The organism is Limnobaculum xujianqingii (genome assembly GCF_013394855.1).
GTDB lineage: Bacteria > Pseudomonadota > Gammaproteobacteria > Enterobacterales > Enterobacteriaceae > Limnobaculum > Limnobaculum xujianqingii.
On the sequence record NZ_JABMLK010000002.1, the window covers coordinates 37,778 to 54,182 of the forward strand.

A 16,405-nucleotide genomic window follows, 5' to 3' on the forward strand; every position below is an offset into this window, starting at 1 on the left:
AAAACTTCATTAATTTAAAATATATATAAATAAAACGCCGGCCAAATAGCGCCAGCGTTGATATATCGCTTAACAAAAGCATTCGCTACAGATTAGTTCATCCAGCGATCTTTTTTGCGGCGTGGGATCAGATAAGGTAGTAACAGGCCTAAAATCAAACCAACACCGGCTACACCACCGCCATACATAAACCATTGTTGGATAATGGTACGTTGCTTATCATCCATTTGCAGGCTAATGTCACTTACCTTTTTACGGGCATCGGCTAGTTCATCTTTTAACTGCTGATTTTCCTGCTTTAAGCCATTGATAATGCCATCGCTCTTGGCAACTTTTTCCTGCATATCAGCAGTGCGTTGGTTCCAGCTATTATCAATATTAGTCAACTTATCGGTCAAATCTTTGACCTGTTGTTCAAGTGCCGGCACTCTTTCACTCAGGCTAGGGGCAGTGCTGAGTTGATCCATAGGGATCCAGGCGGTACGGCCTTTGCTGTCCTGAATCTGGCCATATTTAGTACTATCGTTAACGGCAAGCAACTCAACCTTTTCGCCAGCATTGATAGTACCGGTCAGGCGATAGTTATCTGATGGTCCCCCACGCAGATAAGTATTCAGATTATCAGAGATGTATCTGGTATCAGCCGCAACGGTAAAAGACGTCATACTCAGTGATGCGAGTAAAGCGATAGAAATTGTTCTTAAATTTAGCATTGTCAGTATTATTTATCTGTTCAGAAAAGTTACCTATGTAACGATAGTAGAGCCTTCGGACAGAGTGTGCAATGTAAAACCTATGTTGCAACCCAATAAAGAGCGCAAATCAGGTAGTTTTTTACCCTGCCGATGGCGTAAATTACTGCATTGCTCGCATAATTCTTATCATTTGTTATTGTTTGTTTTTTAACTGCGGAAACCATTATGACCGTTGAGATTGAGCTTAAATTTATTGCCACTTCTGAAGCCGTTGCTACTTTGCCTGAAGTCATATCCCGATTGAGTGCGGAAGGAGGGGAGGTTCAGCAGTTATCAAATACTTACTATGACTCGCCAGAAGGCGTATTGCGTAGTCATCGTATTGGCTTGCGTGTCAGAGGCTGCAACGATTCCTGGGAGATGACGCTGAAATCTGCAGGAAATACTGTGGGCGGTGTTGCTCACCGGGCTGAATATAATATTCAGTTGCCTTCCAGCAAGCTGGATATCGCTTTATTACCCGCTGACGTTTGGCCTGCCGATGTTGATGTTTCAGCCTTACAGACTAAGTTACAACCACTGTTTACCACGGATTTCAAACGCCAGAGCTGGTTGGTTAATTTTCAGCAAAGTCAGGTAGAGATTGCTCTCGATCAGGGACATATCACGGCAGGCGAAGCCAGTGAAGCCATTAGCGAGCTGGAAATGGAACTGAAGCAAGGCAATGCTGCGGATATATTGACTCTGGCTCAACAGTTAACCAGCGTAAAAGGATTGCGTTTAGGTAGCCAAAGCAAAGCCGCACGGGGATACCGTTTATTAAATGGCGATACTTCCTCCGTTGTTATGCCAATGGATGTGTTGACCGTCTCTGAGCGCGCTACTGTTGAGCAAGGCTTAGCAGCAGCATTGGAGTGGGCATTTGCTTACTGGCAGCGTAATGAGGCCTGTTGGTTTGATGGTGAGCCACAGGCTCAGTCGGCAGTTAACCACAGTCTGACGGCAATCCGTCAAATTCTGGCGTTGTTTGGCGGCATTATTCCCCGTAAAGCAACCGCTCCGTTACGTGAACGTTTAACCGAGCTGGAGCAACAGCTTGAAGTAGCTCAGGAAGCGGCGGCTGTCTGCTATCAGCCAGCATATCTGCAACTGAAACTGGCGCTGATGGCCTGGGTGATGAATAAAGGATGGCGTATTTTTATCGACGATAAAGGAAAACAAAAGCTGGCGGGTTCTTTTAAACGTTTCGCCGATATCATGTTGTCCCGCTGTAAGTCAGAGTTGAAAGAGGCGTTCAATAAGAAATTAACCAATGATGGCTATAACGACCAGCAGTCGCGTCTGGAACGTCAGATTATCAATTTCTATTTGCTTTCCGGGGCATACGATAAAGAACAGTCTCTACCATATATTGAAGTCTGGCAGAAACTATTTGATGCGCAGGGCGATCGTGACACATTACGTCGTAACGCCATGGAACAGCCACTGTTCTGGTTAAACAGTTCGCAGCATGTATAACCCGTAGCCTATTATTTTTGTAAGGACACCCTATGTTGTCTCATTTCCCACTACTTGAAGCTCAGCGGATTAAGCGCCAGTCTGAGCTGGCTGAACGTCTGGAACAGGCAGTCCAGTTTAGTCCACAGGATGGTCAGGCGTTAGCACTCAGTGACTTTGTCAGTGATGGCTTACTTCAGCATCCGGAGTGGTGGGATGAGCTGCATCAAAATCCGCCTGGTGCCGCGGATGCTGAACACTATCAACAGTGGCTTCAGGTAGTTCTGTCTGAGGTGACTGACGAAGCTAATCTGTTGCAGGTTCTGCGCCTGTTTCGTCGCAAGATGATGATTCGTATCTCCTGGGCACAAAGTTTAAAGCTATGTGATACCGAACAAACCCTGAGTCAGTTAAGTTTATTGGCAGAAACATTGATTATTGCCGCTCGTGACTGGCTGTACGATCTTTGCTGTCGGGAATGGGGAACGCCGGTTAACAGCAGTGGAACCCCACAACCGTTATTTATTTTAGGTATGGGGAAGCTGGGAGGCGGGGAACTTAATTTCTCATCAGATATCGACCTGATTTTTGCCTATCCGGAAAACGGTGAAACCCAGGGGGGACGCCGTCAACTGGATAATGCTCAGTTTTTTACCCGATTGGGCCAGCGGCTGATTAAAGCACTGGATCAAATCACTCAGGAAGGGTTTGTTTATCGGGTCGATATGCGTTTACGCCCCTTCGGTGACAGCGGGCCATTGGTGTTCAGCTTTAGCGCTCTGGAAGATTACTATCAGGAGCAGGGGCGTGACTGGGAACGTTATGCCATGGTGAAAGCGCGAATTATGGGCGACCAGCAGGATAGCTACAGTGAAGAGTTAAAACGAATGCTGCGTCCTTTTGTCTTTCGTCGCTATATTGATTTCAGCGTCATTCAGTCATTGCGCAATATGAAGGGAATGATCGCCCGGGAAGTTCGTCGTAGAGGCTTGTCGGATAATATCAAGCTGGGAGCCGGCGGTATTCGTGAAATTGAGTTTATCACTCAGGTATTTCAACTGATTCGCGGCGGGCGTGAACCCAGCCTGCAAGGAAACTCCTTGTTGCCTACCCTTCAGGCTATCGCTAATCTGGAGTTATTGACTCAGGAACAGGCGGATGCGTTGGGTATCAGCTACCTCTATTTACGTCGACTGGAGAACCTGCTGCAGGCAATTGCCGATCAGCAAACGCAAACACTGCCGGTGGATCCTTTAGATCAGTCTCGTCTGGCAATGGGTATGGGGAGCACGAGTTGGGAATCTATGCTGTCACAGCTGGGACAGCATATGGCTTCGGTCAGAGAGATTTTTGCCAATCTTATTGGTGATGATACACCTGATGTGGAAGAAGATTCCGATAATTTACGCTACAGCCCTCTATGGCTGGACGATTTGGATGCCTGTGAACTATCACAATTGATGCCTCAGTTAGATGAAGAGTCACGGCAACGGGTGAGAGAGCATCTGGCTGAGTTTCGTCATGATATTGATAAACGGTCAATTGGACAGCGAGGTCGTGACGTCCTCGATAAGCTGATGCCAAGATTGCTGTCCGAAGTTTGCCAGCGTGAAGATGCCGACAGCGTTTTACCGCGGCTGACTCATTTGATTCTGAGTATTGTGACCCGCACTACTTATCTGGAGTTGCTGGTGGAATATCCCTCCGCCATGACCCATCTTATCCGGCTTTGTGCAGCATCACCGATGGTGGCCAGCAAGCTGGCTCATTACCCGATTCTGCTGGATGAGCTGCTGGATATTAACTCGCTGTATCAGGCGGTTCCGCTGAGTGCTTATCGTGATGAACTGCGGCAATTTTTACTGAGAGTGCCGGAAGAGGACGAAGAGCAAAGGCTGGAAGCATTACGTCAGTTTAAGCAGACCCATTTGTTACGCATCGCCGCTGCGGATATTGCCGGAGCACTACCGGTTATGAAAGTAAGTGACCACTTAACCTATCTGGCGGAAGCAATTATTGAAGCCGTGGTTCAGCAGGCATGGTTCCAAATGACAGCACGTTATGGTCAGCCATCTCATTTATATGAGCGGGAAGGTCGCGGATTTGCTGTAGTGGCCTATGGCAAACTGGGAGGGATTGAACTGGGTTATAGCTCCGATTTGGATCTGGTGTTTTTGGTGGATTGCCCGGAAAACGTCACCACAGATGGAGATCGCAGTATCGATGGTCGTCAGTTTTATTTACGTCTGGGCCAGCGGATTATGCATTTATTCAGTGCGCGCATGGCCTCCGGTATTCTGTATGAGGTTGATGCACGCCTGCGGCCATCCGGAGAATCAGGCTTGCTAGTCAGCACTATCAGCGCTTTTGAAGACTATCAGCGCAATGAAGCATGGACCTGGGAACATCAGGCGTTAGTACGTACTCGCATTGTTTATAGTGACCCGATTTTGCATAAAGAGTTTGACCACGCCCGTCATGAAATATTGTGCCTCGAACGTAATGAACAGCAGTTAAAACAAGAGGTGCGGGAGATGCGGGAAAAAATGCGCAACCACCTTGGCAATAAAGATGCAGACCTGTTTGATTTAAAAACTGATGAGGGCGGAATAACGGATATTGAATTTATCGCTCAGTATTTAGTGTTGCGCTATGCCCACCAACAGCCTCAGCTTACTCGTTGGTCCGATAACGTCAGGATTTTTGAACTGATGGGTAACTATCAGATTATGGACGAGCAGGAAGCTATGGCCCTGACTAAAGCTTATGTCACTATGCGTGATGAAATTCATCGTCTGGCATTACAGGATAAACCGGGGCAAGTACCCAACGGAAGGTTTGAGCAGGAAAGGGCACGGGTCAATCAGAGCTGGCGCAAGTGGTTGGCAGAGTAAAACTTATCGCTTCTGGCGTTGATGTTGCCAGAAGCGATAGCTTATTGATACAACGATGCCTCGCCCGGAGGGCGAGTTTTAAACCGACGGTGTAACCACATATATTGCTCAGGGGCCAGCATGATCTGTTGTTCAATCGCCTGATTCATAAAGGTGGCTGCAGCAACTTCATCATCTGTCGGGAAGCCTTCCAGAGGCGGTTGTACAATCAGAGTATATCCGTGATTATCATCATTTCGTTTAGGGATAAACGGAACCAATAGCGGGTTAGCCATACGGACTAAAATTGATGTGCCGATAGTGGTTGCCGCTTTTTCTACTGCAAAGAAAGGGGCGAATACGCTGTTTTTGGGGCCGTAATCATGGTCCGGAGCGTACCAAACCAGCTCACCTTTTTTAAGTGAACGAATCATGCCTTTTACATCACGGCGATCAAGCATATATTTATTGGAACGCAATCTTCCCCAGGTTTGTAACCAGTCCATTAGTTTGTTGTCATGAGGACGGTAAACGCCTACTCCGGGACGATGCATACCAATAATTCGGGCGCCAAGTTCAAGGGTCAGGAAGTGTATACCAATCACTAATACCCCACGTTTTTCCGGGATACCTACATTCAGATTGTCCATTCCCTGAACCTTACACCACTTTTTGACACGCCAGTCAGGCCAGAACCAGGCCATGCCGGTTTCAAATACGGCTAACCCGGTTGCTTCAAAGTTTTTAATCATCCAAGCTTCATGCTCTGCTTCAGTCATTTCAGGAAAACAGAGTTCAATGTTGCGGCGTGAGATCATCTTTCTGCGTTTCATATAACGCATAGCAAAACGGCCTAAACCTCGCCCCAGACTACTAATCCAGGGGTAAGGCAGCAAAACGATCAGGTACAAAAAAGTGATACCAGACCATAGCAGCCAGTAGCGCGGGTGTAACAGTTCTCGGCTAAATTCCGGGAGTACTTGATTTTTTGACATAACAAATCGAATTAGAAAATTATTGTCCAATAGTTTAAAAAATACATTTATCAGTTTAACGGTATTTTTATCGCATTCCTATTTTACGATGTGATTATGATAAACTGCACAACAATAGATGCTGTCCTCGTTTATGGAGTATGGGATGAAAGTCATGTTACCCGATTTTAGCCGTGCCAGCGTAATGGTTGTCGGTGATGTTATGCTCGATCGCTATTGGCATGGGCCAACCAGCAGAATTTCGCCTGAAGCTCCGGTGCCGGTAGTTAAAGTCAATATGGTAGAAGATCGTCCCGGAGGTGCAGCAAACGTTGCAATGAATATCGCCTCCCTGTGCGGCGTTTCTCGGTTGGTTGGTTTAACCGGTATGGATGAACCTGCACGCGTACTCAATGACAAACTGAATGAAGTCAATGTTAAGTGTGATTTTGTAACGATAGCTTCTCATCCAACGATTACCAAACTGCGGGTGCTTTCCCGTAACCAGCAGTTATTGCGCCTCGATTTTGAAGAGGGTTTTGAGAATGTAGATTCTCAACCGATTCTGGATCGTGTCCAACAAGCATTGCCTCATTTAGGGGCGCTGGTGCTATCTGATTATGCTAAAGGTGCGCTGGCTTCGGTCCAGTCACTTATTGCGCTGGGGCGCGAAGCCGGTGTTCCGGTACTGATCGACCCGAAAGGGGCTGATTTTGAGCGCTATCGTGGTGCTACGCTGCTGACGCCTAATTTATCTGAATTTGAAGCGGTAGTCGGTCAGTGTAAAACTGAAGATGAACTGGTTAGCCGGGGCATGGCGCTCATTGAACAATTTGAATTCAGCGCATTGCTGATAACTCGTTCAGAAAATGGTATGACGTTGCTGCAACCGGGCAGAGATCCTTTCCATATGCCAACTCAGGCGCAGGAAGTGTATGACGTTACCGGTGCCGGTGATACGGTGATAGGCGTTCTGGCCGTTAGCCTGGCGGCTGGTCTGACGCTGGAAGAAGCCTGCTTTATGGCCAATGCCGCTGCCGGTGTGGTGGTGGGCAAGCTGGGAACATCAACGGTTTCTCCTATTGAGCTGGAAAACGCAATCCGCGGCAGAGCAGATACTGGTTTTGGCGTAATGAACGAAGAACAGCTGAAACAAGCCGTTGCTCATGCTCGTCAGCGTGGTGAGAAAGTGGTGATGACCAATGGTTGCTTTGATATTTTACACGCCGGTCACGTTTCTTATCTGGCAAATGCCCGTAAACTGGGGGATCGCCTGATTGTGGCGGTTAACAGCGATGCTTCTACCCGACGTTTAAAAGGGGAAACTCGCCCGGTAAACCCTCTGGCACAACGTATGATCGTGCTGGGTGCGCTGGAATCTGTCGACTGGGTGGTTTCTTTTGAAGAGGATACGCCTCAGCGCCTGATTGCGGATATTCTTCCCGACCTGTTGGTGAAAGGTGGAGACTATAAGCCAGAGGATATTGCCGGTAGCAAAGAAGTTTGGGCTGCAGGCGGTGATGTTCGCGTTCTGAACTTTGAAGATGGCTGTTCAACCAGCAATATTATTAAAACCATTATGGAACGCGGATAACTAGCCTCAATGAGTGGATTAAAGCAGGAGCTGGGCTTAGTTCAGGGAGTCGGTTTACTTTCAACATCGCTGTTGGGTACAGGCGTATTTGCCGTGCCTGCACTGGCAGCGCAAATAGCTGATTCTGGCAGTCTGTGGGCCTGGCCTGTTTTAATTATTCTGGTTTTTCCTATTGCTATCGCCTTTGCTGCGTTGGGGCGTCATTTCCCTAACGCTGGTGGCGCAGCGCACTTTGTCAGTCTGGCATTTGGGCCTCATATGGCGAGAGTGACCGGTTGGCTATTTTTATCGGTGATTTCGGTAGGGCTCCCAGCGGCATTACAAATAGCCTCAGGTTTTTGGCAGGCGGCATTTGGGCTGGAGCATTCAGGCCTGTTGTTGGTTCAATTAGGTACGCTGTTGGCGATTCTATTGTTAGGAATGCGCAGCGCCGGTTCCAGTGCTAATGTGCAGGTCATTATTGCGGGTCTGATTGTGGCGATGGTGGCAGCTATCTGGTGGAAAGGGGGAATTACGCCCGGTTCCATCCAATGGCCAGCCTTGAGCACCTTATCTGCCAGTCCAATGTTTAGTGCGTTAGCCGTGATGTTCTGGTGTTTTGTTGGGCTGGAAGCGTTTGCCCATCTGGCAGCAGAGTTTCGCAATCCGGAACGTGATTTCCCCCGAGCTTTACTGATAGGTATGCTGGTGGCCGGTGGCGTTTATTGGAGCTGTACTGCTGCGGTGTTAGCATTTCATTCTTATGGCGGGGAAATGGCTGCATCGGCTTCTTTGCCATCAATAGTGGTTCAGCTATTTGGACAGCATGCATTATGGGTGGCTTGTATTATTGGCTATCTGGCCTGTTTTGCCAGTCTGAATATTTATACTCAAAGCTTTGCCCGTCTGGTGTGGTCGCAAACCTATGAGCAAAAGCCCAAAGCCTGGGTGGCGCAACTTTCCCGTTCCCGTTCACCGTTGAATGCACTGTCATTAGTCTTGTTATGCTGTCTGATTTCATCGCTGGCGGCCGACTACTTCTCTCTGGAACTGGATGAGTTGATCGTTTATGCCAACGGTATTTTTGTATTTATCTATCTGCTTTGTATGCTGTCTGGCTGTCGCTTACTGAAAGGAAGTTCCAGAGTGATGTCGTTTATTGGCACTGCTTTGTGTGTTTTATTGCTGGTGATGATTGGCTGGAAAACGCTGTATGCGATAGTGATGTTTGCGTTACTGTGGCTGATACTGCCGCGGAGAAAGCAAGCTTCAGCAGAGGCTGTGGGATAGTAATGTACGCATTAGCAAAGCCGGGTGGCTTCACTAATGCGTTTAAAAAGCAGGATTATTCCTGATTGCCTTTGGCTTCTAACTCAGCCAGTCGCTTTTCTAATGCATTCAGTTTTTCACGGGTTCTTAGCAGAACCTGAGTCTGAATATCAAACTCTTCACGGCTGACCACATCCAGTTTCGCCAACTGATTCTGTAGCCCCTGACGGATCTTCTTCTCGACTTCATCGCCCAGTTCGCGAATACCTTTCGGCATTGATTCGTGAATTTGTTTAGCTATCTGTTCAATTTTTTTCGGATCGATCATTGGTCTACCTTTGATGGTTGATGGCATCTTATTTAATCCCACTGATTAAGAGATAACCGCTAGTTTACTGTTTGTTTTGCAGAGTATAAACATTTGATAGCGGAGTGTCTTGGATCTGTCAACTTTCTGTGGCTAAGATTTCCCTTGTCTGTATTGCCCCTGCTATTAATAAGCGTTATAGTAGAAACGCTTATTCTCAGGGCGGGGTGGAAATCCCCACCGGCGGTAAATCATTAAGCCTGATGGCAACATGAAAGCCCGCGAGCGCTTGAGCCTGATGAAAGTCAGCTTCAAGGTCAGCAGATCCGGTGTAATTCCGGGGCCGACGGTTATAGTCCGGATGGGAGAGAGTAATGACAATGGTCGGGCATTCGCTCGCCTTACGTTATTTTAGGCTTTTCGCCTGCTTCCTAAGCTGCCCTGATTCTGGTAATCCATATAAATTAAGAGGTTATTTTACCATGAATCAGACATTACTTTCCGAATTCGGTACCCCAATTGCTCGCGTTGAACTTGCGCTGGATGCTTTGCGCAATGGTCGTGGCGTTATGGTGCTTGACGATGAAAACCGTGAAAACGAAGGCGACATGATCTTTGCCGCCGAAACTATGACCGTTGAGCAAATGGCTCTGACCATTCGCCATGGTAGTGGTATCGTTTGTCTGTGCATTAACGAACAAACCCGTGAACAGCTGAACTTACCTATGATGGTTCCAGCTAACTCCAGCCGCTATCAGACGGCGTTTACCGTCACTATCGAAGCTGCTGAAGGGGTCACGACCGGTGTTTCTGCTTCTGACCGGGTTACCACTATTCGTGCGGCTATCGCAGATGGTGCAACAGCTAACAGCTTACACAGCCCAGGTCACGTTTTCCCATTATGTGCCCGTACCAGTGGTGTATTAACCCGCCGCGGCCATACTGAAGCAACTATCGATTTAGTTACTCTGGCTGGCTTTAAGCCAGCAGGCGTACTTTGTGAACTTACCAATGACGATGGCAGCATGGCAAATGCGCCACAGGTTATTGAGTTTGGTAAACAACATAATATGCCGGTGGTAACCATTGAAGATCTGGTTATGTATATTGAGCAACACGCCAGAAAAGCCAGCTGATTGTTATATTGATAATAAAAGCCGCATTAGCGGCTTTTATTATGACTGATGACAAAGTCAGATGATTCAGTTTTATTTTTTAGCATAGCCAATCGGAGGGAGAGCTTTCCGTGGGGGGCGACTTGGCGTAAGCCAACGAAGTGCCCGTAGGAAAGGTAGGCCCGACGCGCTCCGCAGCTAAGTACAGATGGTTTTCCGGTCGAGCACAAAGCGCATATAAGCACTTCATTTTTTACGGCCGGAATATTCTCAGGTTCTAATAAAAAAACAAAAAGAATAAATTACCCAACAGTCCATAACTGCAACATCATCAAACTCAACCCCATCACCGACATGCCACAAAGAATACCGTAGCTTGGATTATTATTCGGGTCGATTTCTTTGGCTAACGGCATCAGTTCATCAACCGATAGCGCCACCATAATCCCGGCAACCGCTGACATTATCGAAGCCATAATTACCGGAGAAACGTTCGGGCCAAGCAGCAAAAAGGCAAACAGGCCGCCAACAATTTCAGCAACACCAGAAAGGCCAGCCCAGAGCAATGCAGTGCGTTTTGAGCCCGTCGCCGCATATACCGGACCCGCTACCGCCAGACCTTCAGGAATATTATGGATGGTAACCGCCAAAGCAATCCCCAGACCCAGCTCCCAGTTAGTGCTGGCAGTTACGAAAGTGGCGATACCTTCAGGAAAGTTATGCAGGCTAATACCCAAGGTGAGTAAAATTGCAGTACGTCTCAGATTACGAGAGGGCATTTTTCCCGGTGTCAGATCGTGAGCATGCTGGTGGGGCAGTATGCGATCCAGCAAGAAGTAACCAAGCAGCCCAATAATAAACATGCTGTACCCCAATACCGGAGACATTCCCGGCGTATTGAGTGAGGCTGGCAGCATTTCCATCAGGGAGATTAATAACATAATACCTGCGGCAAAACCAAGTGCGAATGCCAGTACGCGATTCGAGGGTTTTTGACCGATAATCCCCAGAAAAGCACCTATAAAGGTAGAGCCCCCGGCAAGTACAGTAAGAATTAGTGGAACTGACATAAAACCTCTCATATGAGAATGATTATCATCGCCGATGATAGCAAACCTGACAAAAATATCGAATATAGATTAGCAATTTATTTGATAGGGTGAATAAATCAGCAGTTGTTCAATTTTTTTGACCCTGTCTGTCAGGCTTATCCTCTTTTAAACAACAGGATAAAGCTTAAGATATCACCTATCGTTACAACATATGTTTATCTGAACGAACAATTAATTTTAATCCCGGATTGGTTTTCTGATGCAGATAATCTGCCTTAGTAAATAGCATCAGCTATCAGGATAATCAACCTGAACTAAAAACAGAGGAAAAATAATGAACAACAGCTTAATGCCCGCCCTGTTTTTGGGGCACGGTAGCCCAATGAACGTACTGGAAGAGAATATTTATACTCAGGCATGGCACCATTTGGGTAACACATTGCCACGCCCAAAAGCGATTCTTGCGGTTTCGGCCCACTGGTATACCCGTGGAACGGCGGTTACGGCAATGGAACATCCTAAAACGATCCATGATTTTGGTGGTTTTCCTCAGGCGCTATTTGACACTCAATACCCGGCTAAAGGTTCTCCGCAACTGGCTGCACGAATTCAGGAATTACTGGCTCCGGTTTCTGTCATTGCGGATATGACCGAGTGGGGATTAGATCATGGTACCTGGGGCGTATTGATAAAAATGTATCCTGATGCTGACATTCCTGTCGTTCAGTTAAGCATTGATGCCACCCAACCGGCAGCTTATCACTATCAACTGGGCCAAAAGTTAGCGGCTTTACGCCGTGAAGGCGTGATGATCGTTGCCAGCGGTAACGTGGTGCATAACCTGCGGATGGCAAGATGGCAAGATGGCAGGGTAATCAACAGCCTTTTGACTGGGCGGAACGTTTCGATAATTTTGTACGCGACAATCTGACCTGGCAGGGGGATAACCACCCACTGGTTAACTTTATGGACAACCCGGATGCACATCTGGCCTGTCCAACACCAGAACACTATTTACCGTTGCTGTATGTGCTGGGAGCTCGGGAATATAACGAACCAGTAAGCATACCGGTGGATGGTATTGAAATGGGGTCGTTGAGTATGTTGTCGGTTAAGGTGGGATAGGTTTTTTTTGACCTTTATGAGCACTGGAATTCAGCCGACAACTGAATGAGGGTAGCACGGCTGGCATGGATGCCAGCCGAGGCGCAGCGACGTAGGACAAAATTGCAGGAGCAATTTTGAACAGCACGAAGTGCTGGCCCAAAGGGCCGAGCCTCATGGATGAGGCGAGTACTCCGGCTCTGCGCCGGTGCGTAAGCCCGAATGAAGGCGGAGGGAAGTCGCGTAGCGACCTGGATTCGTGTGCGAAAGCGCGGGATTGTTAAGGGGGCTCGCTAGCCCCCTTGACTCGGCCACTTACACGATGGTCTATTTGAACTCGGTACTATTAGTGGACGAAATTTACTCGGAATTAATGGGTTTTTATCAAACACATTAGTCCAATATGATATGCGGATAATACCGCGAAAGATCCTGAGTAATTAAGCTACGGTCTTCCCGCAGGCCAATACCACAAGGCTCATCATCTACCAGCCAGCTGCCAATCAGGGTGTAGCTGTCATTAAAGCGCGGTAGCGGGTGGAATTGCTGGATAATCATTCCTTCTTCGCCGTAAGGCCCATCGACTTTGCACACTTCCTGACCATTTTCGATAATCTGAATGTTGGCACCTTCCCGTGAAAATAGCGGTTTGGAAACGTAATGGTTCAGATTATGGGTTTCACCGGCGAAATAGGCCGGTAGCAGGTTTGGATGATTAGGGAACATCTCCCACAACAAAGGCAACAGCGCTTTATTGGAGATAATGCTTTTCCATGCAGGCTCTAACCAACGCACGCCAGCGTCAGCCAGCTTGGTAGAGAAGATCTCCCGGAACATGAATTCCCAGGGGTAAAGCTTGAACAGATTGCTGATGACCTGATCTTCGGTATCAGTAAACTGGCCTTTCTCACCCAGACCAATCTCTTCAATAAACATAAATTCATTGGCTAAACCTGCTTCGTTAGCGCAGTCTTGCAAATACTGTACGGTACCGCGATCTTCTTCGGTATCCTGGCAGCAGGCAAAATGCAGCAGATTAAAACCATGTTGTGCTTTCAGCTCGGCAAAACGCTCAATCAGCTTATCCTGCAAGCTATTGAACTGATCGGCATCGTGGCGCAGCTTACCTGCATTTACCTGATCTTCCAGCCACATCCATTGGAAAAAGGCCGTTTCATACAGCGATGTTGGGGTATCAGCATTATTCTCCAACAGTTTGGCCGGGTTTTTACCATCGTAGGCCAGGTCGAGGCGAGAATAGAGCGACGGCTGTTGGGTTTTCCATGAAGTACGAACAAAATCCCAACAGTGTTTAGGAATATGGAATTTGGTTAACAGCTCTTCACTGTTAACCACTTTCTCTACCACCTGTAAGCACATCTGGTGCAGCTCTGCGGTGGTGTTTTCCAACTCTTCAATTTGTGCCAGTGAGAACTGGTAGTAGGCATCTTCACACCAGTATGGTTCGCCATACATAGTGTGAAAATTGAAACCGTATTCAGTAGCTACTTCACGCCAGTTTGGACGTTCGGTAATAGATTGACGAATCATTAAAAATTAACCTTAGCCACCGAATGAACGACTTTTTGTTGATGAGCTGTTTGAAGACGAGCTGCTGCGTGACATGCTATTTTGTTTCGCCACTGAATCACCAAAACCACCGCGGGTAACGGTTGTCGTGGTAGCTGGCTTAGGTGCCAGCGCGCTCTTATCCACTTTCATGCTTCTGCCAGTGGTTGCATTGCCATAGCTACGACCTGTTGAGTCAACAAATTTGCCGTTAGCCGGGCTACCTGCTGCTTTAGAAGTAAACAGTGGAGATTGACCATAGCCACCACCCATCATGCGGCCCATCATATAACCCGCCATCAGCGGCATCCACATGCTGCTTTGTTGTGGTTGTGCTGCCATACCTGCCTGAGCAGGAGCTTCGGTACATTGAGCTTCACCAAATTCGGCTACGCAATCTTCTTTAGTTGCGTATTTTGGTGCGGTTTTTACTGCTTCTTCCAGCGCCTGATTATAAGCAATGGTGCACTGATCGCCCATTGATGGGTTACTTTGTTTACATTCATCCGCATTCTGGAACAGGGATACGCTTTCGTCAGCCTGTTCACAGCCCGACAGCATAAATACGGCACTTATTGCCAGCGCAACAGGGGCTAAACGATAAGTACGGAAGGATTTACGAAAAGAGTCACGGTTGATGTGTTTAGTGCGTTTCATGAGTTATCAGTCCCAGAGTTAAATTCAAAAATCGTATTGCTGCCAGTGCTGCTAATTTTCAGAAAAATAACTCATCTATGTTCATTACTTTAGAAGGGATAAAAAGAACATAAATGTATTGGTGGTTTAGCTGAAAACGTAGAGCCAGACAGGGAAATTCCCTTTATGCATGTACCCAGTAGAATAGGCGAAATAAGCGATAAATTAAAGCAAAGATCGATGCTTTAGCCACAATTGAGGGTTCTGGCGGGAAAAATGTGCGCTGAATCGCGATTTTAGCGAAAGGTAGGTAAAAAAATTCCCCCGGACTCAGAGAATTCGGGGGAACAGAGATATTACCACTTGGGTTAATTAAAGATTTATTCTTTAACTTTAATCACCGGAATGGTTGAGCTTGGTTTACCCAGAGTTTTATTAAGTAAATCCAGATCGGTTTCGTTCAATGTGCCTAGCGTATATTTGATGTTTAACTGATTAATCAGATAATCATAACGTGCGTTGGACAGTTGTTGCTTGGCGTTATACAGGGTAGTCGTCGCGTTTAACACGTCCACGATGGTACGAGTACCCACATCATAACCTGCCTGAGTGGCTTCTAATGAGCTTTGTGCAGAAACCACGGTTTGTTTATAAGCATTCACTGAGCTGATAGATGCAGAGACGTTATTGTAAGAAGAACGTACGATTTGCACTACAGAGCGATGTGCGCTTTCTAACGCTTCACTGGCACCAACGTAATTATATTGTGCCTGCTTAACGCGGGAACTTGTCTGACCGCCGCTGAACAGCGGGAAGCTTAGCGTAAAGCCAGCAGTGGTATTACCGTTAATGCTATCGTTTTGACCCAGAGTGCTGGTACCGCGGTAGTCATTGTTAGACAGCCCACTGGAGGCGGTAAATGCTAACGTTGGCATATGACCTGTCTGTTGCAATTTAACCTGTTCGCGGGATAAATCCTGAGCCAAACGGGCAGTTAACAGGTTCAGGTTACGGCTTTCCGCTTCCTGTAGCAGAGTATTAACGTCATTAGGACGACGAGTACTGAAACGCGCGGTGTCCAGCGAGCTCAGTTCCGGATAGAACATTCCGGTAATCTGGCGCAGAACTTCCAGAGAGTTTTCCAGATTGTTGCGGGCGGTTACTTCGTCTGCCAGCGTCTGGTCATATTGTGCCTGGGCGTTTTGCACATCAGTAACAGCGACCAGACCTACGTTAAAACGTTGGCGAGCCTGATCTAACTGACGATAAAGCGCATCTTTCTGTGCTTCAGTAGTAGAAAGAATATCCAGACTACGCAATACATTAAAATAAGCGGTAGCCGTATCGAGAATCAGCGTTTGTTGCTGAGCCTGATAAGAAACGTCCTGAACGCCTGCTTGTTTTTCAGTAATATTAAGCTGGCGCCATAAAGACATATCAAAAATAGTTTGGCTTAATTGCAAAGTGCCACTGGTCACATCACTTTTACTGCCGCTGTTGTCACGATAGCCACGGTTAATGTTATAACCTGCATTTAAACCTAATTGAGGCAGCAGGGCACCGCGAGACTCACTAATTTTTTCATAGGCTGCATCACGATCGGATTCTGACTTACGTAAGTCAGGGTTATTGCTTTTAGCCTGCTGGTAAACTTGCAGTAAATTTTCGGCATAGCTTGAAGTGCTCAGGCCAACCAGGCTAAGACCAATAATCAAAGGAAGCAGTTTTTTCATGGGCGATC

At 47.2% G+C, this 16,405-nt stretch carries 12 protein-coding genes, 1 pseudogene and 1 riboswitch; of the genes and pseudogenes, 6 read left to right on the forward strand and 7 right to left on the reverse strand.

The genetic code is table 11. The features are described from left to right. Positions 1-92: 92 nt before the first annotated feature. Positions 93-713, reverse strand: a complete 621-nt coding sequence (locus tag GOL65_RS14170; protein ID WP_140920383.1) for a TIGR04211 family SH3 domain-containing protein — start codon at positions 711-713, stop codon at positions 93-95. 207 nt (positions 714-920) lie between these two features. Between GOL65_RS14170 and GOL65_RS14175 the strand changes: the two genes are divergently transcribed. Beyond that, on the forward strand, positions 921-2,213 hold the full coding sequence (locus GOL65_RS14175; RefSeq protein ID WP_140920382.1) for a CYTH domain-containing protein: 1,293 nt from the start codon (positions 921-923) through the stop codon (positions 2,211-2,213). A 32-nt stretch (positions 2,214-2,245) separates the two neighbouring features. Continuing rightward, positions 2,246-5,086, forward strand: coding sequence for a bifunctional [glutamate--ammonia ligase]-adenylyl-L-tyrosine phosphorylase/[glutamate--ammonia-ligase] adenylyltransferase (glnE, locus tag GOL65_RS14180; protein ID WP_140920381.1), 2,841 nt, complete (start codon positions 2,246-2,248; stop codon positions 5,084-5,086). A gap of 41 nt (positions 5,087-5,127) precedes the next feature. Here the strand turns inward: glnE and GOL65_RS14185 are convergent, their stop codons facing one another. Next, entirely contained in the window at positions 5,128-6,060 is a 933-nt protein-coding gene (locus GOL65_RS14185; RefSeq protein WP_140920380.1) for a Kdo(2)-lipid IV(A) acyltransferase, read from the reverse strand. Between the two features lie 145 nt (positions 6,061-6,205). Between GOL65_RS14185 and hldE the strand changes: the two genes are divergently transcribed. After that, entirely contained in the window at positions 6,206-7,633 is a 1,428-nt protein-coding gene (gene hldE, locus GOL65_RS14190; protein ID WP_140920379.1) for a bifunctional D-glycero-beta-D-manno-heptose-7-phosphate kinase/D-glycero-beta-D-manno-heptose 1-phosphate adenylyltransferase HldE, read from the forward strand. A gap of 9 nt (positions 7,634-7,642) precedes the next feature. Next, on the forward strand, positions 7,643-8,902 hold the full coding sequence (yjeH, locus tag GOL65_RS14195) for an L-methionine/branched-chain amino acid transporter (RefSeq protein ID WP_140920378.1): 1,260 nt from the start codon (positions 7,643-7,645) through the stop codon (positions 8,900-8,902). A 55-nt stretch (positions 8,903-8,957) separates the two neighbouring features. On the opposite strand, the gene ubiK is transcribed toward yjeH, so the two are convergent. After that, the gene (ubiK, locus tag GOL65_RS14200) at positions 8,958-9,209 is read right to left on the reverse strand and encodes a ubiquinone biosynthesis accessory factor UbiK (protein WP_130593733.1); all 252 of its coding nucleotides are present in this window, start codon (positions 9,207-9,209) and stop codon (positions 8,958-8,960) included. 188 nt (positions 9,210-9,397) lie between these two features. Next, a riboswitch (FMN riboswitch) is annotated at positions 9,398-9,565 on the forward strand. Positions 9,566-9,670: 105 nt separating this feature from the next. Here ubiK and ribB point away from each other — a divergent pair. Beyond that, complete coding sequence (ribB, locus tag GOL65_RS14205) at positions 9,671-10,324, forward strand: 3,4-dihydroxy-2-butanone-4-phosphate synthase (RefSeq protein ID WP_140920377.1); 654 nt, start codon at positions 9,671-9,673, stop codon at positions 10,322-10,324. A 281-nt stretch (positions 10,325-10,605) separates the two neighbouring features. On the opposite strand, the gene zupT is transcribed toward ribB, so the two are convergent. Continuing rightward, positions 10,606-11,373, reverse strand: coding sequence for a zinc transporter ZupT (gene zupT, locus GOL65_RS14210; RefSeq protein ID WP_140920376.1), 768 nt, complete (start codon positions 11,371-11,373; stop codon positions 10,606-10,608). Between the two features lie 316 nt (positions 11,374-11,689). Between zupT and ygiD the strand changes: the two are divergent. Next, a pseudogene (gene ygiD / locus GOL65_RS14215) lies at positions 11,690-12,480 on the forward strand (4,5-DOPA-extradiol-dioxygenase). A 372-nt stretch (positions 12,481-12,852) separates the two neighbouring features. On the opposite strand, the gene GOL65_RS14220 reads toward ygiD, so the two are convergent. The 3 genes from GOL65_RS14220 to tolC form a co-directional block, all read right to left on the reverse strand. Continuing rightward, the gene (locus GOL65_RS14220; protein ID WP_140920374.1) at positions 12,853-14,010 is read right to left on the reverse strand and encodes a glutathionylspermidine synthase family protein; all 1,158 of its coding nucleotides are present in this window, start codon (positions 14,008-14,010) and stop codon (positions 12,853-12,855) included. Positions 14,011-14,022: 12 nt separating this feature from the next. Beyond that, a complete protein-coding gene (locus GOL65_RS14225) occupies positions 14,023-14,685 on the reverse strand; it encodes a DUF1190 family protein (protein ID WP_140920373.1) in 663 nt (220 codons plus the stop codon). Positions 14,686-15,044: 359 nt separating this feature from the next. Further along, entirely contained in the window at positions 15,045-16,397 is a 1,353-nt protein-coding gene (tolC, locus tag GOL65_RS14230; protein WP_140920372.1) for an outer membrane channel protein TolC, read from the reverse strand. Positions 16,398-16,405: the final 8 nt, after the last annotated feature.

What these genes read in the sequence shown, in the direction of transcription:
- zupT (WP_140920376.1), bottom strand. Translation starts at nt 11,373, where the DNA reads ATGTCAGTTCCACTAATTCTTACTGTACTTGCCGGGGGCTCTACCTTT.
- GOL65_RS14175 (WP_140920382.1), top strand. Translation starts at nt 921, where the DNA reads ATGACCGTTGAGATTGAGCTTAAATTTATTGCCACTTCTGAAGCCGTT.
- GOL65_RS14220 (WP_140920374.1), bottom strand. Translation starts at nt 14,010, where the DNA reads ATGATTCGTCAATCTATTACCGAACGTCCAAACTGGCGTGAAGTAGCT.
- ribB (WP_140920377.1), top strand. Translation starts at nt 9,671, where the DNA reads ATGAATCAGACATTACTTTCCGAATTCGGTACCCCAATTGCTCGCGTT.
- GOL65_RS14170 (WP_140920383.1), bottom strand. Translation starts at nt 713, where the DNA reads ATGCTAAATTTAAGAACAATTTCTATCGCTTTACTCGCATCACTGAGT.
- yjeH (WP_140920378.1), top strand. Translation starts at nt 7,643, where the DNA reads ATGAGTGGATTAAAGCAGGAGCTGGGCTTAGTTCAGGGAGTCGGTTTA.
- glnE (WP_140920381.1), top strand. Translation starts at nt 2,246, where the DNA reads ATGTTGTCTCATTTCCCACTACTTGAAGCTCAGCGGATTAAGCGCCAG.
- GOL65_RS14185 (WP_140920380.1), bottom strand. Translation starts at nt 6,060, where the DNA reads ATGTCAAAAAATCAAGTACTCCCGGAATTTAGCCGAGAACTGTTACAC.
- GOL65_RS14225 (WP_140920373.1), bottom strand. Translation starts at nt 14,685, where the DNA reads ATGAAACGCACTAAACACATCAACCGTGACTCTTTTCGTAAATCCTTC.
- ubiK (WP_130593733.1), bottom strand. Translation starts at nt 9,209, where the DNA reads ATGATCGATCCGAAAAAAATTGAACAGATAGCTAAACAAATTCACGAA.
- hldE (WP_140920379.1), top strand. Translation starts at nt 6,206, where the DNA reads ATGAAAGTCATGTTACCCGATTTTAGCCGTGCCAGCGTAATGGTTGTC.
- tolC (WP_140920372.1), bottom strand. Translation starts at nt 16,397, where the DNA reads ATGAAAAAACTGCTTCCTTTGATTATTGGTCTTAGCCTGGTTGGCCTG.